The organism is uncultured Roseobacter sp. (genome assembly GCF_947491795.1).
GTDB lineage: Bacteria > Pseudomonadota > Alphaproteobacteria > Rhodobacterales > Rhodobacteraceae > Roseobacter.
The window spans coordinates 122,937-142,318 of record NZ_CANLKW010000004.1 but is presented as its reverse complement, the minus strand read 5'-3'; the positions used below and the strand labels follow the sequence as shown (position 1 = coordinate 142,318).

Genomic DNA, 19,382 nt, shown 5'->3' with positions numbered 1-19,382 from the left:
GGGATTTTACGATTAAGCGATGAAGTCGTCGTCGAGCAGGTCGGCCTGGCTGACCCCCTCAAGCCGCACAGAGGCGTCCGAGGAGAAGCTCAGCACCGCGTCGTCACCGTCCTGGGTGACCTGCAGGCTGTCTGCAAAGTCCGGGCCAAAGTCGGAGAAATCCAACCGGTCCACGCCCACTTCGAAGTCAGCGATGGTGTCGGTGCCAAAGAGCCCTTCGAAGACGAAGGTGTCCGCTCCTTCGCCGCCCAGCAGCAGATCATCACCGCCCTGGCCGTTCAGCAGGTCATCCCCGTCCTCACCGCGCAGGGTGTTGGACTGGTCCGAGCCATTGATGACATCGCCATCGTCCGAGCCGATCACGTTCTCGATGGAGCTGAGCACATCGACCTCGATCTGGTTGTCGATGACATCCGGGCCGACGATGCCCGTGGGCGCGCCTGCATCAAGGATACCACCAGCATCCACCAGTGTGTCCTGCAGGATCGGGCCGTTCACGCCAGCCGGTGCATTGTGCACGTGGATGGCCGATGCCCCGCCGGGAACAGGCGTCTGCAGGTCAGCTTCGTTCAGACCCACAACGCTCAGCTCGGAGGAATAGAGCACCTCACCCGCCTCGTTGAAGGAGATCGTGATGGTCCCTTCACCGGTGGCCGCACTGTCGGACGTTGGCCCCGGCTCCTGGCTGGCATCAAGCGATCCGGCAAGCTCGATCACCCGGTTATGGCCCGTCCCGGTATCGCTGACAATCGTCAGCTGACCGCGGATTTCACCGCCCGGGAACTCGCTTGTGTGGACGTTAAAATAGAGATTGCCTGCCTCAGCCGCCGCAACAAACGCAGCACCGTTGCTGACAGCCTGATCCCTGACCGACACGTTGAACCCTGTGTCACGGGTGGCCGTACCATTCCCGTTTGCACCAAGGTCGACCCTGACCGCCACGTCCAGATCCGAGAAATCCGCCGTGTCGATACCGTCGCCGCCTTCGATGAAGTCATTGCCCAGGCCACCGACGAGCACATTGTCGCCGCTGCCTGCGATCAGAACATCATCGCCCGCGCCGCCATCGACGACACCGTTGATCTGACCGAGGTCCACAACGATGTCGTCTCCGGCACCAAGTAACACATTACCATTTACAACACCCTCGTCGTCGTTGACGAAAGTCACATCACCTGCTTCGCGCGCATCGATGGCATTCACCGTACCGGTGATCTCGCCCTCGTTGATAATCGCACCCAGCAGGTTCAACCCACCATCGATCCGGATACCGGCGGCGGCATCACTGTCCGAAGACCCGGCAATGACGCCTTCGTTCTGGACCAGACCGGCAAAGTTCGCGTCTTCCTGGTTGCTGAAGAGACGCAGGCCGTCACCAACTGTGTTGCCCTGGGCCGCGTCGCCGCGCCCCTCGAAAACACCCTGGTTAAAGATGGCCGCCGATACGACATCACCTGCCACATCACCGGTCTGCAGTGCCACGGCAGAACCGTTGTTGCCGGTTCCCGCATCCACAAGCCCGGTGTTGGTGAACGTGTAGTTGTCCGCGGTACCATCGGCATAGACGGTGCCGTTGCGCTGATCGCCGGTGCCCAGAATGGCGCCGGAGTTCTCGACCGAGAGACCAAAGCCATCGATGTTGAGCGCACGGCTGTCTGAGGACACGATACCGGAGTTGACGAACGAACCGCCCGTGTGGTCACCGGTGCCAAAGTACACACCGTTCTGCACACCCGCGATGGTGCCCGCGTTGGTCAGCGTGCCCTGGAAGTTCACGCCATTGACGACGCGCAGACCGGCAACAGTGCCATTGGCCCCTTCGGACAGAATTGCGCCGGAGTTCGTGATGGTCGCATCCGTCGTACCGGTATTGCCGACATTGCCGATGCGCACACCGTCGCCTGCAAGACCTGTGCCAGCGGCGGCATTACCACGGCCCTGGATCAGACCGGCGTTCTCCAGCGCAAAGCTGTTTGCACCATCCGCGGCCCCCCCGATCTCTGCACCAAAGCCCGAGCCCTGGTTGCCTTCGCCGGCATCGATTGTGCCGTTCGCCAGGTTGGAGACCGAGAAGTCATCCGCCGTGCCATCTGCATAGACAGTACCGTTGCGCTGATCACCTGTACCCAGGATGTCGCCACCGTTGATCAGGTCAACGCCAGTGCCGTCGATGTTCACCGCGCGGCTGCCGGACTGGATCGTGCCAAAGTTCAGAACGTCCAGATCGTGCTCGCCCTCGCCAATGTAAAGACCGTTGCGCACGCCCTCGATTGTACCCGTCGAGGTGTTGAGAATGCGGCCCTCGGCAGCAACACCATCCGCGATGCGGATACCGCCCGCCGTGCCCTGATTGCTCTCAGAGGAGATCAGGCCGCTGTTGACGATGTCTGTGTCGGAAACAGCGCCCTCAGCACCGTCGTCGATGCGGATACCGTCACCGGCACCGCCTGTGTTTGCAGCTGCCTGGCCACGGCCCTGAATGGTTGCGCCAAAACCATTGAAGATGGTGTTGGAAACCACATCACCGGCCTCGTCACCGACCTGCAGCGAGATACCGGCACCGTTGTTGCCGTCGCCCGCGTCAATCGTGCCGCCGGTGAAGTTGGAGATGCTGACGTCTTCGGCCGTCGCGTTGGTATAGATCGTGCCATTGCGCTGATCGTCGGTGCCGACAATGTCGCCAAAGTTGCGGACACTGATGCCCTCGCCTTCGATCTCGACGGCCCGGCTGTCAGAGGAAATCACGCCGCCCCGGAAATTATCAAGCGTGCCCGAGCTGTTCGCGCCGCTGAATTCGACACCGTTCAGTTCACCGGCGATGCTGCCAAAGTTGCGGATGTCCGCACTGGCGCCGTCGGTCACTTCGATGCCGGTCGCGACGGCACCATTGGCGTCAATGTCGCCCGAGCGAAAGTTAAAGACCTGCGCGTCTGCGCCCTCTACGGATACAGCCGCATCGGCGTTGTTGGTCTCGACCTGGCCAAAGTTCAGGAACCGGGCAAAGTCATTGTCCAGAATAAACGCAGGTGTGTTTTCGACCACGACACTTTGAAAAAAGCTGTTGGTCAGGGTTTGTCCGTCACGGACGGTTTCCTGGGCCAGTGACGATGTCGTCAGCAATCTGGCGCGCAGGCTGGCAAGAATTTCGGAAAGCATTTTTTTGAGCTCCGCATAGGGTTGATCTGCAGCGGAGATCAAACCGGACTGTCGGTCTCTCCGCCGCTTAACCATGTGCGCAGGCTGGCCGGCCTTTGAAATTCTTGCTCTGAATGGGGTCTATAACCTTTGGAAATACTCACGGGTTGTGTGATCACCGGGCGCGCGACGGGCCTGAAAACAAGGCTTTCCGGCGCTGAAAACCCGGGGCGCGGTTTTATGCGATGACGCCGTTTCACGAAACCGTGGCGCATCGTCATCGAAACTGCAGCGCGCGGACGGTTTTTACATCCCGGGCGGCGGCGCATATCCACGGGCGAGGCCGTTGGCCGCGGCAGAGCCGATTCTGCGGGCTGGTTTCTACCCCCGCGCCCATGGCCTTTTGGCATAGTGTCCGTCAACCTCATCGACCCCGCGGCCACCGGCGGCATAGCCCATGCTGTGGCCCCGGGGTCCGGAACCAGACCTGTTTCGCGGCCTGGGTCATCTGGTGACCCTTGTCTGGCCTCGCCCATGCCTGATCGGACACCTTCAGACCCGGTTATGGTCGTTGTCAGTTCACGGTGGCGCATTCACAGAGCACAGAAGCCTGACAAGTTGTGCCTCCAGCCCGGAAACCCGGCAATCCGTCGGTTTTGGCAAGGGGTATGACACGGCAGGGTCTCAATGTGCGGCCTGATCATCGGCAGCGCCCTTTTTGGGGTCATTTGCTACACGGGGCGAAAAAACGCCCTATCTGCCGCCCATGCGCTTTCTCCTTGCCCTGTGCCTGTTTGCGGCCCCCGCCACCGCCTGGGAATTTACCCCCGGTCTGCCCTGTGTGCTCAGCCACCGGACCCCGGCAGCAGAGATCGAGCTGACCTATGATCCGACAGGGCCGCTTTATACCGTGACAGTGCGGCAGGCGGATCCGTTTGATTCAGCACCCGTCTTTGCGATGCAGTTTGACGGCGCACTCCCCATCAGCATCGCCACAGACCGCCACATGCCCTCGCGCGACGGTCGCTCGGTGACAGTCACGGACCGTGGGTTCGGAAATGTGCTGAACGGGCTGCAGTATAATGAAACGGTGACCGCCACGCTGGGATCAGCGCGGCTGGACTTTGCGCTCGACGGGGCGGCAGAACCGGTCGCCGCGTTCCGTGCCTGCCAGCCAGAGGCCGGTGTCTGACCGCTCAGAAATCAAAAATGTCTTCGAGAAAGCTGCTGGCACGCTTTTTCTTTTTGTAGCCGCCGCGGTATTCGCCGCGCGGTTGCTGCTGAACGGGCGGCGGCGCACTGCCCGCGCTGCGGTCAATGATCTTGTCCAGCTCGCCCCGGTCCAGCCAGACACCACGGCATTGCGGACAATAGTCAATCTCCACGCCGCTGCGTTCGGCAATGACAAGTGTGGATCCGTCAACGGGGCATTTCATGGCTGGTTCTCCTCGGGCTGTGTGACCGTGGAGATAGGGTCGCGCGCCGCCTTTTTCATCCCTGATAACGATAAAATCCCACCTGTTCCGGTAACCATTTATTAACGCCCGTTAACCATGTTGTCCGGCGGAAAGGACTGCGATGAAACCTCTGCTGATGGCTCTGGTGATCTGCCTTGTGGGCGGGCAGTCTGCCCGGGCCGGAGCCTGGCTGCGCGAGGAAGGGCGCGGGTTTTCGTCGACCTCTGTCACGGCCACGCAGGACCGCGATTTCTCCGGCAGTATCTATCTGGAATACGGGCTGACGGCGCGGCACACCCTGGGCGCGGATATCAGCCTGGGTCTCGACCGAACGGGGCAGCAGAACGGTTCGGGCGTGGTGTTTTTGCGCTTTCCCATCGGCCCCACCGATGGCACCCACCGCTTTGCAGGCGAGGCGGGCCTTGGGGCACGCTATACCAACGGGATATTCTCACCGGCACTGGAGGCCGGGCTGAGCTGGGGACGCGGGATCAAATGGCGCGACAGCTGGGGCTGGGCAGCTGTGGATGCGAGCATCAATATCCCCCGCGCGCCCGCAAAAACCCGCACCAAGATCGACGCCACATTTGGCATGCCCATCGCGAAAACAGTCAAAGGCATGATCCAGTTGTTCAACACTCTTGAGGATGGTCAGGTCTTTTCAGATCTCGCGCCCTCATTGCTGTGGCAACCGCGCGGCGGGGCCTATACGCTCCAGATCGGCGCGGAATTTACTGTTTCCGGCGGGGGCGATGATGCGCTGAAAATCGGGATCTGGCGCGACTTCTGAGGCTCAGGCGTTCATCTCCGAGCTGTCGAGGATCTGCACGCCGTTGATGCGCCAGCCCTCCGCCGTTTCCAGCATCCTGTAATCCAGTATATGCACCGTGCCCTGTTCGTCCGTGATCATCACACGCTGCCAGAAGGCGCCACTCTCCTCGCGCAGCTCCAGAAACCGGAACTCAGAAAACCGCCAGACCATGGGATAGCCCTGGGTGACCATACGCTGGAAATTCTGCGGTGACTGGAACAGGCGCTGCAGGTTCGGGCTGGCAAAGGTAAAGGCGCGGTCGAAATCATCCGCCTGAAACGCCTGCAACTGCCGGTCAATCGTGGCCTCGATATCCGCAGGTTCGGCCTGGGCCGAAAAGGCCATGATAACACTGGCGATGACCGCAAAGATCCCTGAACGCATGGCATATCTCCCCTGATGCACCTCTCAGGGTAAGTCACGGCAGGCGCGCGGCAAGAGTTTCAGGCGTCTTTTACCAGCTCACCGGCCAGTGCGGCATCAATCAGCGCCACCGTTTCGGCCACACCGTAAAGCGCGATAAAACCACCGAACCGGGGCCCCTGGCTCGCGCCCAGCAGCACCTCATAAAGGGCCGTGAACCAGCCGCGCAGCGGGTCAAACCGCTCGCGCCCGCAGGCATAGACAATGGATTGCAACGCTTCGTCATCAACCGGGCCATCACAGGCCGCCAGCAGCGCGCGCAGATCCTGCAGCGCCGCGCGCTCGGTGTCATCAGGCAGCCGGTATACCTTGCCGGGCTTCACGAAATCGTTGAAATAGCGCACGGCAAAACCCGCCGCCGCGTCCATGTCCGGATTGTTTTCCGGATTGGTTTCAGGGGCATAGCGCTGAATAAAGCCCCAGAGCTGTGATTTGTCCTCGGCCGCTGACACGCTCGCCAGATTGAGCAGCATCGAAAACGGCACCACCATATTCGACGCAGGCACGTCGCCCGAATGAATGTGCCAGACCGGATTATTCAACTGTTGAACTATATCCTGTCCGGGGTAGGCGCGCAGCTGCTGGTGGTATTCATCCACCGCTTTGGGGATGACATCAAAATACATCCGCTTGGCGGTTTTGGGCTTTTGGAACATGAAATACGACAGGCTCTCAGTGCTGGCATAGCTGAGCCACTGATCGATTGAAATTCCGTTGCCGGAGGATTTGGAAATCTTCTGTCCGTTTTCATCAAGAAACAGCTCATAGCTGAAATGCTCAGGCTTTTTGCCGCCCAGGATCTCGCAGATCCGGTCGTAAATCGCAGTGTTGGTGGCGTGTTCCTTGCCATACATCTCGAAATCAACGCCAAGTGCTGCCCAGCGCGCGCCGAAATCGGGCTTCCACTGCAGCTTGACGTTTCCGCCAGTCACCGGCAGCGTCCATTCGCGCCCGTCCTCATCATCAAAGGTGATGGTGTAATTGACCGCATCGACGTTTTTCATCGGCACATAAAGCACCCGGCCGGTTTCCGGATGGATCGGCAGGAAAATCGAATAGGTCTGCTGACGCTCCTCGCGCAGCGACTTCAGCATCACCTTCATCACGTCATCATAACGCTCGACCGCGCGTTTCAGCACCTCATCGAACTGCCCGGAGCGGTAAAATTCGCGCGCGGAATAGAACTCATAGTCAAACCCGAAAGTATCCAGAAACCGCCGCAGCATGGCGTTGTTGTGATGGCCAAAGCTCTCATGCGTGCCGAAAGGGTCCGGCACGTCCGTCAGCGGCTTGTGCATATGTCCGGCCAGCATCTCCTGTTGCGGCACGTTGCCCGGCACCTTGCGCATCCCGTCCAGATCGTCCGAAAAACAGATCAGCTTTGTGGGGATGTCGGAAATCTGCTCGAACGCGCGGCGCACCATGGTGGTGCGCAGCACCTCGCCAAAGGTGCCGATATGCGGCAGACCACTGGGGCCGTAGCCGGTCGAGAAGAGCACATAGCCCTTTTCAGGCGGCGCCTTGGCATAGCGTTTGAGCACCCGGCGTGCTTCCTCAAAAGGCCATGCTTTGCTGGTCATCGCGGCGTCACGGGTCTCAGACATCATCCACTCCGGGGTTTTGCCCTGCGCCCCATGCGCAGGGTTTTGCCCGTCCCTATTGCCTTGGCCCGGTGGCGTCAATAAATTGGCTGCATTCCTGACCAGTGAAAGCAAACCCCCGTGCCCGACAGCCCAGCCCACGCGTTTAACGCGCAAGACAGTCTTGTTGCCCTGATGATCGCCGTCTCCGCCTCTGATGCGGATATCCGCACGGCGGAACTGGTCAAGATCGAGGCGGCGGTCCAGATGCTGCCGATCTTTGCAGAATACGATCCCGACCGGATGAGCGTCGTCAGCCAGGTGGTCTTTGATCTCTTTGAGCAGGAAGACGGGCTGGACGCGCTTTTCGGCCTGATCCGCGAAGCCCTGCCCGAGCGCCTGTTTGAAACCGCCTATGCGCTGGCCTGCGACGTGGCCGCCGCCGACGGCACCCTGGGCGAGGCGGAACTGCGCCTGCTGGAGGAAATCCGCTATGAACTGGCGCTCGACCGTCTGCACGCTGCTGCCATCGAACGCGGTGCGCGCGCGCGTCACCTGACCTGACGCCCGGCCTGCGGATATGAAGCCAAAGTACAGCCCCGTATTTTCACTGAGCTGGCTGTACTACGCACCTCCTGCCCTGCATGTGATCGGGCAGGTTTATCTGGGGTTTCTCTATCCGGGCGTGATCACGCTGATCGCCGTCTACTGGACAGAAATCACCCGCGCGCTCTGGCAGTATCTCGCGGGTTTTATCCACCTGGACGTGACAGGATACGAGCGGATGCTGGATTCGCTCACGATGTCCGTGCTGTTGCTGACAGCCGCGCTCGGGGCGCATCTGCGGCGCGATCATATCAAAGACGACGACCCGCTGCGCGCACGGTTGCGGCGCGGCGACTGGCCTGGCTGGTGGGCCATTCTGCGCGTGTCTTTCTTTCTGGCCGTTATGATTCTGGTCTTTTCTTATCAGACGGGGAGCAACTGGCGTTTTCTGTTCTTTGCATCCGCTGTGGTCTTTGTGTTTTCCTGCCTGGTTCTGTCGCTGTATTTCTCCTACCGGCGCACGACGGCGGCGAACGATGCGTTTTTTGCCCGTCTGCAACGAAATCTGGTCTTTCTGTGTGGCTTTCTGGCCCGGGCCATTCTGTACTGGGGCGTGCTGTTCGGGCTCGGTGTCGTTTGGCTTTCGTTTTCCGGCAGCGTTATCAGCGAGGCGCTCTTTATAAATCTGCTGTTCGGTTCCCTGGCGGCCTGCATTCTGATTGCGCCCGCACTTTATTTTACAATCGGCTATCCAAAAAAGCAGATCATGCTGTCGGATGGCGAGAAAATCGCGGCCTTTGCGCTCATGGTCGCCATGATGATCGGCATGCTGTTTCCCTTTATGTCAGGCTTCCAGGTTCCCCAGGACGAACGGGGCAGGTTGTACAGCTATCTGATTTTCGCGATGCTCATCGTTTTCCCCGTCTCGGTGATCGTCTGCATCCGCACCAACTGGAATATCATCCCGCATATCCTGATGCTGGCTGCGGTCCTGATCCTGATTGATCAGACGCTTGGTTTTGCAAAAACCCTGATCGAAACCCACACGACCGTGCCTGCCGGCTGATGACCCGACGGACATCTGACCGGCCCTTGCGGACCGTCGCGGTCAGTCTGCGACTTCCGCCGTCCGTTCGTTGAATTCCGCCCCCCAGCGCATGATCAGCTGTCGCTGCAGACGGCGCGCGCGGCTGGCCCAAGTGCGTCCGCCAGGCGGGCGTTCGCGCTGTGCCCGTGTCAGGCCCGCGCGGATTTCCTCATCTGCGGAAAAGAAGGCAAAGACCAGTTCGCGCCCGCCGGTCGAGGTAACATAGCCCGCAAGGCCCGAGACAAAATTCAGCGTGCCGGTCTTGGCATCGGCCTGCACCGGGTGGTCGTTGATGGTGCGGCCCTGCGCATCGAGCAGTTTCACCGGTTTGAGCAGCGGGCGCAGCAGCGCCGCATGACCCACCGCGCCAAGGCCGCGCACCATATCCGCGGCACTCACCCGGCTGGTACTGCCCAGGCCCGAATGATCGGCAAACCCCGGGACCTGCATGCCCAGCACATCGCGCGCCCAGGTGTTCATTTCACTCGCCGATGCGGCCAGCGTCCCGACCCGGCCCACGCGGGCATGAGTTGCGGCCAGTCCGACCATCTCTGCCGTCAGGTTGGTCGAGAACTTCAGCATCGACTGCAGCACATCGCTCAGTGGTGCGCTTTCCACCGCTGCCAGTTCGCGCGCCTCCGGCAGGCTTTGCAGCACAGCGGCCGGTTTCAGGACAATCCCGTTAGCGCGGGCCAGCGTGGCAAAAACCTCTGCCGCATAGAGCCCTGGACGGCGCACCGGCAGCCAGCGCGCACCCTCCCGGCCCAGCGCGCCGCGCGCCACGGTCCAGTTGTCGCGCCCGCCCGCGTCCTCATAGGTATAGACGGGCTGCGCGCGGTCCTGAACGGCCATGCGGGCAATCATCACCTCGGGGCGGTATTTGCCGGCCCGCGCATCCATCGTGATGGTGTAATCACCGGAGGCCCGCTTCCATTCAAAATGCACCCGGTTGAAATTCAGCGCGATGCCCGAAACCGCCGGGTTGTAGCCCACGTGATCCGGCTGTGCGGGGTCAATCGAACGCACCGACAGCACCGGCCCTTCGTGCACGACAAAACCGCCGCGCACCTCGCGGATACCGGCCTCTTTCAGCCGGGTGGCCAGCAGCGCCAGATCGCGGGTATCAAGCGTGGGATCACAGCCGCCCGCAAGGATCAGATTGCCCTCCAGCATGCCGTTTTCGACCGGGCCGGTGCCCAGCAGACGCGTGCGGAACCGGTGATCCGGCCCCAGCGTATCCAGCGCATAAAGCGCGGTAATGGCCTTGGTCACACTGGCCGGAGCAATGCCCGTGGCAGGTGCGCGGGATTCCAGGATCTCGCCGGTGGCGGCATCCGCCACGGCAAAGGCAATCTCACCACTCAGCCGCGCTTCGCGCACCAGCACATCCGCTGCGGGCAGCTTTGGCCCGCCGCGCAGCACCGGACGCGGCGAGGTCAGCAACTCGCCCGCAAGGCCCGGCGCGCCAAACCCGGCAAGGGCTCCGGCCAGCAGGCTGCGTCGTGTCAGGTGGGGGGCAGGTCTGTGTCGCATCGCGCCGAGTAAACCCCACCGCCTGCCCGGGCACAAGCACCCGCAGCTTCACATAAAGTTCGAATTTGTGATCAATCCGTCCAGCCGCCCGCCGCCCGGATCGCAGAAGACGACTGGCTGCGCATCGGCACATTCACAAAACACCAGGCCGGGGCCTCTGCCCGGGCCAGCAGATGGCTGGCATGGCCCGCTATCCGGCAGGACCGGTAGCGCCGCGCGGCCGGGCTGGTACGGGCCGAAATCCTGTCGCCCGGACGGGCCAGAACACCCACGGGCACCGATTGCATGATATCGTGCCAGTCCTGCCAGCGGTGCAGCTGCGCCAGGTTATCCGCCCCCATCAGCCAGACGAACCGCACCCCGGGACAGCGCGCCTGCAACCGTTTCAGCGTCTGCGCGGTATAACGCGTGCCCAGTGCGGCCTCGATATCTGTGACCGTAACACGCGGATGATCCATCAGTGCGCGCGCGCGCGCCATGCGCTGGTCCAGCGGGGCGGGGCCACGGGCTTTCAGCGGATTGCCCGGGCTGACCAGCCACCACACACGGGTCAGGCCAAAGCGTTTCATCGCCTCCAGCGTGATGTGCACATGCCCGCCGTGCGCCGGATCGAACGACCCGCCCAAAAGCCCGATGACCTGCCCGGGCCGCGCATATGGCATCACACGCTGCATGGCCCCCGTTTGACGGCAAATACCGCGTTCTTTCAATGCAAATCAGCCATGCAGATCAAAACAGGCAGGCCCTGCGGCACCTCGCGGGGTCAGTGACCCGGCGCAACGGCTCAGCGTTCCTCGCGCCGGCTTGCGGCATCCGACAGGTCCGGCAAACGCTCCAGCGGATAATTCGGATGCAGCTGCCAGAACCCGTCTGCCCCCTGTTCCAGCGGGCGCAGCGTGCCGCCGGGAAAGGCGCGGGTGCGCAGTGTCAGCACAATATCCGACAGCACCGCCGGGTTGTTGCGGAAATAGGAATGCCCCGTTCCGGCAATGTTTTCCGCACGGATGAAAAACACCAGCTCCGCTTTGCCCAGGCGCGCGATATCCTGTGGCGTCAGAGTCTCTGCCGTGGCCGAGCCCAGCCGGGGCACATTGCCCAGAAAAGACGACAGCCGCAGCGCCCCGTCCGTGGGGTTGATGTAGATATTGATCTGCTCAAAGGCTTCGGAAAACCGCTCGGCCTGCAAGCGCTGGCGCACCACGCCGGTGTCCAGATCGGCAGCGGCCAGGATCAGCGTGCCGGTCTTCATTGCGGTTTTGGGCAGCTTTCCGCGCCCCCGGTGGTAAATCACCAGCTCCCGCAGCGCCTTGGCCATCACATCGGTCCCGCGCGAATGGGCCACGATGTCGATATCCTCAACCTCGGGCATTTCGGCCAGCAGACGCAGCATTTCCTTGGCATGAAAAACGCTGAAATCACCTGCCTCGCGGTCGCGGAAATAGCCCAGCAGGCCCGCATTGCCCGCAGGCCAGGTAAAGGCGATGGGGATGCTGCCCCGCCCGGTAAAATGCCACAGGTTCGCCAGCGAGGTGACCGAACTGGTAAAATCATTGCGCACGCCGTGGGTGAAAATCAGGATGCGCCGGTTGCCCGTCCGGGCAATTTCCGCGCGCACAGCAGCCTTAAAGGCCTCGCCGCCTGCGTCGTACTCCGCCTTTTGCTCCGGATCAAAGATCAGCTCACCATCGGTGCGCTCTGTGGCCAGGGGTACCTCGCGGAACCGCACGACCTCGTCGATGCGTTCAACTTCCAGGCTGGACAGGCTGCGCTTGCCGTCCTGGTGGGTCCGCGCCACCAGATCGTCCCAGTCCGCGGCACCGAAACGCACGCGGGCCGTACCAAAGGCCATCGATTCCGACCGCTCCAGCCCATAGCTGACAGTGCCATCCGGCCCGGGCTCCGGGTTGCGCCCGGTGACATAGAAAATACGCGGCGCGGTGTTGCGCAGCGGTACAGGCACCGTGTCGGTGGGATAGTTTTTACCGGTGGCATAGAGGTTCGGCGGCGGGGCCAGAACCGCATCGCGGATCCCGCAGGCGGACAGCACCAGCACCAGCCCCAGAACGAGCGCTGTCAGACCATTCATACATCCCCCCGGTATCACATCGCGACAACCGCTAACATGCTCTGCCCCTTTTGCAAAATCACATTCCGGCCCTGTGGCGGGTCCGGCGGGTCCGCGCGCGGCACTACTGGTTGTTATAGAAATCCGACTGCCCGTCGTAGTAGCTCATATCGACCTGATGGTTGTCGTACTGCTGGCGGTAATACGCCTGGTCGTTCAGGCTCTGCTCATAGTCCAGGTGGTCCTGTTCGACAAAAGCATCATGGTCGGCACAGGCACCGCAGATGCCCCCGGCTGTCGCCGCCCCGCAGCGCGCGCAATCGGTTGCCCCGGTGATCACCTGCCCTGCGGGCATCACCTGCGGGCCGGCCTTTTCTGCCATGCCGGTGGGGTTGCCTTCCTCTGCACTGGCCGTCTGCAGCTGCGCGTAGACCGTCTTCATGCTGTCCCAGACGGTCAGCAGCTGGCCGAGATAGACTTTGTTGCCCTCGACAAACACCGCCTCGACCATATCCGGCAGCCAGGCGCTCAGACCGCGCTTTTCGCCTCGGATATAGGCCTCCGTGGCATCGATCTGGCTCTGAACATAGGCGATGAACCCCTCCGAGAAAGCATCGCGCCAGTGCGCCCGCATCAGCCTGCGCCGCTCGCCCTCGGGCAGTATCAGCACCGAGGTCAGCATTTCCTGATAGGTCATTCCCCTCTCCCCCCTGTCCGTGTCTTTGTGCCGGTCATCCCCCGGCACCTGCCCGCGCCGCCCGGGCTACAGGCTGGCATAGACCGCCTTTTCATACGCCAGATAGGTCTGCGCAAAACGCTCTTCGGCAAAGGGCAGCGACTGGGTCATGATCACGGCGGCAACGCCCGTGGCGGGATCAATCCAGTAATGCGTATTGCACACCCCTGCCCAGCTCAGCGTACCGGCGCGCCGCGCCTCCGCAATGTCATCCTCAAAACGCACAAAGGCAAAACTGTGGGTGGTGCCTGCGGGCAGCTCCACATCCGCCGTCAGCGGCGGGGCCTCGGACACCATGGTCCGGAACGTCAGCCCCTGCATCTGGTCGGCAGTCATCAGCGTCCAGGCCTCCTCTGACAGAATACGCGCACCATCCAGCGCGCCCCGGTTCAGCACCATGCGGATAAACGTCAGATAATCGGGTGCGGTGGAATAGAGCGCATGCCCCATCCCGTAAACCTCCGGTTCGGGCGGTGGCGCGATGTCAAAGGGTGCGAATGTGCCGTCCTCGCCCCGGATAGACACCTGCGCCAGACGCGCCGCCAGCGCGCCGGGTTCAAAGGCGGTGTCCGACATGCCCAGCGGATCAAAGATCTCCTCCTGACAAAAGGCATCGATCCGGCGGCCATCCACAGCCTCGACCACCTGCCCCAGCCAGTCAATCCCGGGCCCGTAGCCCCAGCGCGTGCCCGGATCGCTCATCAGCGGGTTCATCAGACCCGCGTGCAGCCCCGACAGGATGGGGGCTGCGCCGGTCACCTCCAGATACTTCGCCATATCCGCGTTCCAGAATTCATACTCCAGCCCGCTGGTATGGGTCGCCAGATGGCGCAGCGTCGCGGTGGTTTTCGGCGCGCGCAGACGGGGCGTATCGCCGTCCCAGCCCTCCAGCACCTGCAAATCGTTCCAGGCGGGCAGAATATCCGCCACCGGCGTGTCCATCGACATTTTGCCGCGATCGATCAGGATCATCGCCGCCACCGATCCCACCGCCTTGGTCATGGAGAAAATGCGAAACGCCGTATCCTCTGCCGCCGCGCGCCCCGGCGCGGCCTCGCCCGCCGCACCCGAATAGGTCACACCGCTGGCATCGGCCGCCATCGCCACGGCAAAGGGAACATCCCCCGCCGCCACTGCATTCTGCAGCACTGCATCCATCTTTGACATTCTGTCCTCCCACCGTCTGTTCCCACCAGTCTCCACCGGCGGTTGCACTGCGTCAACAGCGCAGAACGGGCGGGCATCCGCTGTGCCGCCCGCCCGCTCTGTGGGATCAGACCTTTGGCGCGCGCGTTGGCGCACCCGTTGCCAGCCCCCGTCACCCGGCCCGCCGGAGCCGCCCGGTCATCCGCAGGCCGTCACGGATGTTCAGCCCCATCATGATCAGATTGGCACCACCGGCGATCAGCTCAACCACCTGAACCGTATAGAATGCACCATCAAACGCCCCTGCTGCGGCCTTACCCGCCAGAAACCAGGCAGAGGGTAGCAGAACAATCAGACCGTTGAGCGCGATGACCGGCATCCGTGTTTTCTTGGCCCGCGTCAGCCGGTCTTTGCGCCGGCGCCCGAGGGACATGCCCGAAGCACCGGCAATGATCATCGCCGGTATCAGAATATACATCCCCCGCAGGATCAGCGCTTTGACCCCGGCAACGGTCTCATGGCCTGCAAAAAGCTCGGTGGCGACGGTCGATGTCCAGAAAGCGAGGATCATCAGAAATCCGATGCTGCCTGCTGCGGCGTGAAGTTTTGTTTTCATGGTTTTCCTCCAACCTGTCTTTGACTGACAGGGTCTTCAGGCCGTGCAGCAGTTCGGCACAGCGATCTTTTCAAACAGATGGGGCGATGTCACAGCGCTCGACGGATAGTGGCCCAGATGCTGCTGAAACTCCGGGTTTGCAAAGGCGGTGCGAAAATCCGCAATACTGTCCCAGACGGCGTAATTCAGGTACATGCTGCCATCACCGACAGCCCTGTGCAGCTGGGTGCTGATATAGCCCGGCTGCTTTTTCATCCACTGCGCATCGCCCGCCCAGGCCTCGACCAGAGCTTCCTGGTCAGCAGGATCGACCGTAAAGAGATTGACAAGAACAACGGGCCCGGCATCGGTGCCCAGCTGCTGTTCGATGGGAAATTCAGGGTCAAGTGGTTTGATGTTGACCATTTTCGGTGCTCCTTGCGTGGCGCTGCAATTTGGTGTCATGTTGTCATAATTCGGGACCACAAACCATATTGACAACACGTTGTCAATTAAAAGGAGGCGCTATGGCAGCTGAAAAACGGACCAGAGAGGGCGAGGCCGTCACCGCGCTGATCCTGGAGGTGTTCCGGCTGAACGGGCGTCTGCTGCTTGCGGGGGACCGGCTCGTCTCCGACCTTGGGCTGACCAGCGCACGCTGGCAGATCCTCGGTGCGATTGCCTATGCGGAGCAGCCGGAATCCGTCGCCTGGCATGCCCGAAGCCTCGGTGTTCACAGACAGGGCGTGCAGCGGATCGTCAACGAGATGCGCAAAGAGGGCATCGTTGATTTCCAACCAAACCCGCAGCACAAACGCGCCCACCTCGTTGTCCTGACAGCGCAGGGGCAAAAGCTCTACGAGGCCGCCATTGCCCGGCAGAACCCCTGGGTGAATGACCTGTCACAGGGGCTGTCCGCCGCAGAGATCGCGGCCGCGCACAAAGTGATCGGTCTTCTCAGGGCCCGTCTGCAGCAAGCATCGGCACAGCAGGAGGAAAACCCGGGCCAGGGCTGAGCCGCGCGCAGCCCGCAGCAGCCCTCTTTCCAGTCCCGCACGTACCACAACACCCCACAGGCGCTTCGTGGATTGCTCCCCTGCCCGCCTCCCGGTATCAGAGGGCAAAACAGACACATCCGCACCAGGAGCATCCCCATGGCCGCATATCAGTACGTTTATCACATGTCCGGCGTCTCAAAGACCTACCCGGGTGGCAAGAAATGCTTTGAGAACATCCACCTGAATTTTCTGCCGGGGGTGAAAATCGGCGTCGTGGGCGTCAACGGCGCGGGTAAATCCACGCTGATGAAGATCATGGCCGGTCTCGACACCGAATTCCAGGGCGAGGCCTGGCACGCCGAGGGCGCGACTGTGGGCTACCTGCCGCAGGAACCCAAACTCGACGAGAGCCTCACCGTGCGCGAAAACGTCATGCTGGCCGTGGCCGACAAAAAGGCCATCCTGGACCGCTATAACGAGCTGGCGATGAACTACTCGGACGAGACCGCCGACGAGATGGCCGAGCTGCAGGACAAGATCGACGCCGAAAACCTCTGGGATCTCGACAGCCAGATCGACGTCTCGCTCGAGGCGCTGCGCTGCCCGCCCGATGACGCCAGCATCAGCGATCTGTCCGGTGGTGAGGCCCGCCGTGTCGCGCTGTGCAAACTGCTGATCGAGGCGCCCGATATGCTGCTCCTCGACGAGCCGACCAACCACCTCGATGCCGAAACCATCGCCTGGCTGCAACAGCACCTCATCGACTACAAGGGCACGATCCTGATCGTCACCCACGACCGCTACTTCCTCGATGACATCACCGGCTGGATTCTCGAACTCGACCGCGGCCGCGGCATTCCCTACGAAGGCAACTATTCCGCCTGGCTCGAACAAAAAGCCAAGCGTCTGGAGCAGGAAGCCCGCGAGGACAAGAGCCGCCAGAAAACCCTCGAACGCGAGCTGGAATGGATGCGCCAGGGCGCCAAGGCCCGCCAGGCCAAATCCAAGGCCCGGATCAACGCCTATAACGACATGGCCGAACAGTCCGAACGCGAAAAACTCACCCGCGCGCAGATCGTCATCCCCACCGGCCAGCGTCTGGGCTCCAAGGTGATCGACGTGACGGGCCTCTCCAAGGCCATGGGCGACAAGCTGCTGGTCGAAGGGCTCGACTTCTCCCTGCCCCCCGGCGGCATCGTCGGCGTGATCGGCCCCAACGGTGCGGGTAAATCCACCCTGTTCAAAATGCTCACCGGCCAGGAACAGCCCGACGCGGGCACCATCGAAATGGGCGACACGGTGGATCTGTCCTATGTCGACCAGTCCCGCGATGATCTGAGCGCGGACGAGACCGTCTGGCAGGCGATCTCGGGCGGGGCCGAACTGATCCAGCTGGGCGATGCAGAGGTCAACTCCCGCGCCTATTGCTCGTCCTTCAACTTCAAGGGCGGCGACCAGCAGAAAAAGGTGGGCCTGCTGTCGGGCGGTGAACGCAACCGCGTGCATATGGCGCGCCTGCTGAAATCAGGCGGCAACGTGCTCCTGCTGGATGAGCCGACCAACGATCTCGACGTCGAAACCCTGCGCGCACTGGAAGACGCCCTGGTGGATTTCGCCGGCTGCGCCGTGGTCATCTCCCACGACCGTTTCTTTCTGGACCGGATCTGCACGCACATCCTGGCCTTTGAGGGCGAGGCCCATGTCGAATGGTTCGAAGGCAACTTCGAGGACTATGAGGAAGACAAGAAGCGGAGACTGGGGGACGTTGAGCCGAAGCGTATGAAGCATAAGAAGTTTGTGCGGTAGGCAATCGAGTGTAACATCCCAAAATGGAGATTCTGCTCAAAATCTTTGATCTAGTTGGCTCAATACTTCCGTCACTTTTTCAACGGTTCTCGGACGAAAAATTGAACCGACGAGTGCTTCAGCGGCTAAAGGAAATGCTCGACGACGAAGATCATTCACTAAGACGATTTGATACTTTGTTACATGCGGTAGCAGTGTACGACGATGAGCCAAAGAAGCTGCGCGAGGCCCTAATTATGGCTGGAGCTAGGCGCTACAAGAATACCAAAAATGAAGAACTATGGGGATTTCCACATCGCAACAAAAGCGCACCATCTTTGGAGCGCTATCCATTCGCAAAGATGGGCGCCGTCGTTTCGGCCGTTGGCGTGGTTGGAGTCACTGTTGCCACTTTTCTGAATTTGTCTGGGTTTGAACCCGACATAGCAGCCGACAAAACTGAACCGACTTTAGACTATTTATGCATGGAAGACGGCAGTGAGGTTTCGCCCGGCAGATGCTTTCCAGCAAAAAACCAGACCTCCATTCCACGCGACGTGAGAATTGCTTTGTATATTCACTGTAGGGTAACCAGCAATGGGGTGGATCAATACACCTCAAATTGCTGCGACCATCTGACTCAAAATGATGGATTGCAACTAGCAGTTTGTAACGGAAGAGAAGCACTGCCATCCGGTTTAGAAGCTGCGATTGTATTATCGAATTTCGCAAGTATAGAGGATCTCATCGCCGAGTATGCTCGCTAAGGAATGAAAACCTAGCCGCAGGTCGGAGGCCGTCTTGCAAACTGTCCGGTGGACAGCTTGAGGCCGCAGAAGGCGACAGCCCCGGGGGAGACGCAGTCGCCCCCGCCGTCGCACCAAAGGTGCGCCAGCTTTTGACGGCACGCCTTCGGCGTGATGGGGCACTGAGGGGCGGCGAAAACGCGGGGCGTTTGCGCGGTGCCCACCCACAACCCTATTGAACCCCCGGCACTTTCCCGCCACGCTCTGCTCTATGAAACCAACACCTCTCCTGCTCGCCCTGCCCCTCATCGCTGCCTGCGCCACCGGGTCCGGCCTTTCAGGCACCTGGAACTTCACGGCACAGTGCACCGCCGACAGCCCGACCGGCGCGGGCACCGTGACAGCTGTCGCCCACCTGCGGGAAACAACGCCGAACGAATTCACGGGCACCTACCGCAATGACCTGGGTCAGACCGGGCAGATCACCGCCAAACAGGACGGCCCCCGCATCTTTGGGCTGATCGACTGGGACAACGGCGGGCGCACACGGGCAACGCTGACCCGGGCGGACACAGCGGAAATCTACACCAACCCTGATGTCGAAGGATGCAGCGTCACCGCCACCCGCTGAGCCCTCTCCCGCCTCTCCCTCCAGCATACCGGGAACACACCCCCGGCACTCGCCTCAGGGGTCAGCCAACTGCACAAAATTTACGCATCATTTCAGATTGCTACAGCC

Annotated in this window: 19 protein-coding genes; 8 read left to right on the top strand and 11 right to left on the bottom strand. The window is 61.5% G+C overall.

Translation table 11 applies throughout. The annotated features are described in order from the left end of the window. Positions 1–12 precede the first annotated feature (12 nt). Complete coding sequence (locus tag Q1A34_RS17230) at positions 13–3,156, bottom strand: CHRD domain-containing protein (RefSeq protein ID WP_300037145.1); 3,144 nt, start codon at positions 3,154–3,156, stop codon at positions 13–15. 745 nt (positions 3,157–3,901) lie between these two features. Between Q1A34_RS17230 and Q1A34_RS17225 the strand changes: the two genes are divergently transcribed. Beyond that, entirely contained in the window at positions 3,902–4,327 is a 426-nt protein-coding gene (locus Q1A34_RS17225; protein ID WP_300037142.1) for a hypothetical protein, read from the top strand. Between the two features lie 4 nt (positions 4,328–4,331). Here the strand turns inward: Q1A34_RS17225 and Q1A34_RS17220 are convergent, their stop codons facing one another. Further along, the gene (locus Q1A34_RS17220) at positions 4,332–4,571 is read right to left on the bottom strand and encodes a zf-TFIIB domain-containing protein (protein ID WP_300037140.1); all 240 of its coding nucleotides are present in this window, start codon (positions 4,569–4,571) and stop codon (positions 4,332–4,334) included. Positions 4,572–4,713: 142 nt separating this feature from the next. On the opposite strand from Q1A34_RS17220, the gene Q1A34_RS17215 reads away from it, so the two are divergent. After that, complete coding sequence (locus Q1A34_RS17215; RefSeq protein WP_300037137.1) at positions 4,714–5,382, top strand: hypothetical protein; 669 nt, start codon at positions 4,714–4,716, stop codon at positions 5,380–5,382. 3 nt (positions 5,383–5,385) lie between these two features. Here Q1A34_RS17215 and Q1A34_RS17210 read toward each other — a convergent pair whose 3' ends face one another. Then, complete coding sequence (locus Q1A34_RS17210; RefSeq protein WP_300037134.1) at positions 5,386–5,787, bottom strand: DUF4864 domain-containing protein; 402 nt, start codon at positions 5,785–5,787, stop codon at positions 5,386–5,388. A 59-nt stretch (positions 5,788–5,846) separates the two neighbouring features. Further along, positions 5,847–7,430 carry a lysine--tRNA ligase gene (locus tag Q1A34_RS17205; protein ID WP_300037131.1) on the bottom strand — a complete coding sequence of 528 codons (1,584 nt, stop codon included), beginning with the start codon at positions 7,428–7,430 and terminating at the stop codon, positions 5,847–5,849. 171 nt (positions 7,431–7,601) lie between these two features. On the opposite strand from Q1A34_RS17205, the gene Q1A34_RS17200 reads away from it, so the two are divergent. Further along, positions 7,602–7,970, top strand: coding sequence for a tellurite resistance TerB family protein (locus Q1A34_RS17200; protein WP_300037567.1), 369 nt, complete (start codon positions 7,602–7,604; stop codon positions 7,968–7,970). Between the two features lie 16 nt (positions 7,971–7,986). Further along, a complete protein-coding gene (locus Q1A34_RS17195) occupies positions 7,987–9,018 on the top strand; it encodes a hypothetical protein (protein WP_300037128.1) in 1,032 nt (343 codons plus the stop codon). Between the two features lie 42 nt (positions 9,019–9,060). Here Q1A34_RS17195 and dacB read toward each other — a convergent pair whose 3' ends face one another. The 7 genes from dacB to Q1A34_RS17160 all read right to left on the bottom strand — a co-directional run bounded on the left by dacB (position 9,061) and on the right by Q1A34_RS17160 (position 15,540). Continuing rightward, positions 9,061–10,572: a D-alanyl-D-alanine carboxypeptidase/D-alanyl-D-alanine-endopeptidase gene (gene dacB / locus Q1A34_RS17190; protein ID WP_300037125.1), complete on the bottom strand. Its 1,512-nt coding sequence runs from the start codon at positions 10,570–10,572 to the stop codon at positions 9,061–9,063. 71 nt (positions 10,573–10,643) lie between these two features. After that, a complete protein-coding gene (locus Q1A34_RS17185) occupies positions 10,644–11,246 on the bottom strand; it encodes a nicotinate-nucleotide adenylyltransferase (RefSeq protein WP_300037122.1) in 603 nt (200 codons plus the stop codon). Between the two features lie 110 nt (positions 11,247–11,356). Further along, on the bottom strand, positions 11,357–12,658 hold the full coding sequence (locus tag Q1A34_RS17180) for an alpha/beta hydrolase (protein ID WP_300037119.1): 1,302 nt from the start codon (positions 12,656–12,658) through the stop codon (positions 11,357–11,359). 103 nt (positions 12,659–12,761) lie between these two features. Next, a complete protein-coding gene (locus tag Q1A34_RS17175) occupies positions 12,762–13,334 on the bottom strand; it encodes a hypothetical protein (protein ID WP_300037115.1) in 573 nt (190 codons plus the stop codon). Positions 13,335–13,400: 66 nt separating this feature from the next. Further along, on the bottom strand, positions 13,401–14,540 hold the full coding sequence (locus Q1A34_RS17170; protein ID WP_300037112.1) for a serine hydrolase: 1,140 nt from the start codon (positions 14,538–14,540) through the stop codon (positions 13,401–13,403). Positions 14,541–14,691: 151 nt separating this feature from the next. Beyond that, the gene (locus Q1A34_RS17165; RefSeq protein ID WP_300037109.1) at positions 14,692–15,135 is read right to left on the bottom strand and encodes a hypothetical protein; all 444 of its coding nucleotides are present in this window, start codon (positions 15,133–15,135) and stop codon (positions 14,692–14,694) included. A 36-nt stretch (positions 15,136–15,171) separates the two neighbouring features. Then, a complete protein-coding gene (locus Q1A34_RS17160) occupies positions 15,172–15,540 on the bottom strand; it encodes an antibiotic biosynthesis monooxygenase family protein (RefSeq protein ID WP_300037106.1) in 369 nt (122 codons plus the stop codon). A gap of 101 nt (positions 15,541–15,641) precedes the next feature. On the opposite strand from Q1A34_RS17160, the gene Q1A34_RS17155 reads away from it, so the two are divergent. The 4 genes from Q1A34_RS17155 to Q1A34_RS17140 all read left to right on the top strand — a co-directional run bounded on the left by Q1A34_RS17155 (position 15,642) and on the right by Q1A34_RS17140 (position 19,274). Then, on the top strand, positions 15,642–16,130 hold the full coding sequence (locus Q1A34_RS17155; protein ID WP_300037103.1) for a MarR family transcriptional regulator: 489 nt from the start codon (positions 15,642–15,644) through the stop codon (positions 16,128–16,130). Positions 16,131–16,268: 138 nt separating this feature from the next. After that, the gene (gene ettA / locus Q1A34_RS17150) at positions 16,269–17,918 is read left to right on the top strand and encodes an energy-dependent translational throttle protein EttA (protein WP_300037100.1); all 1,650 of its coding nucleotides are present in this window, start codon (positions 16,269–16,271) and stop codon (positions 17,916–17,918) included. A 23-nt stretch (positions 17,919–17,941) separates the two neighbouring features. After that, positions 17,942–18,664 (top strand): hypothetical protein, encoded by a 723-nt coding sequence (locus tag Q1A34_RS17145; RefSeq protein WP_300037098.1) that lies wholly within the window; start codon positions 17,942–17,944, stop codon positions 18,662–18,664. 250 nt (positions 18,665–18,914) lie between these two features. Beyond that, positions 18,915–19,274 carry a hypothetical protein gene (locus tag Q1A34_RS17140; protein ID WP_300037095.1) on the top strand — a complete coding sequence of 120 codons (360 nt, stop codon included), beginning with the start codon at positions 18,915–18,917 and terminating at the stop codon, positions 19,272–19,274. Positions 19,275–19,382 lie beyond the last annotated feature (108 nt).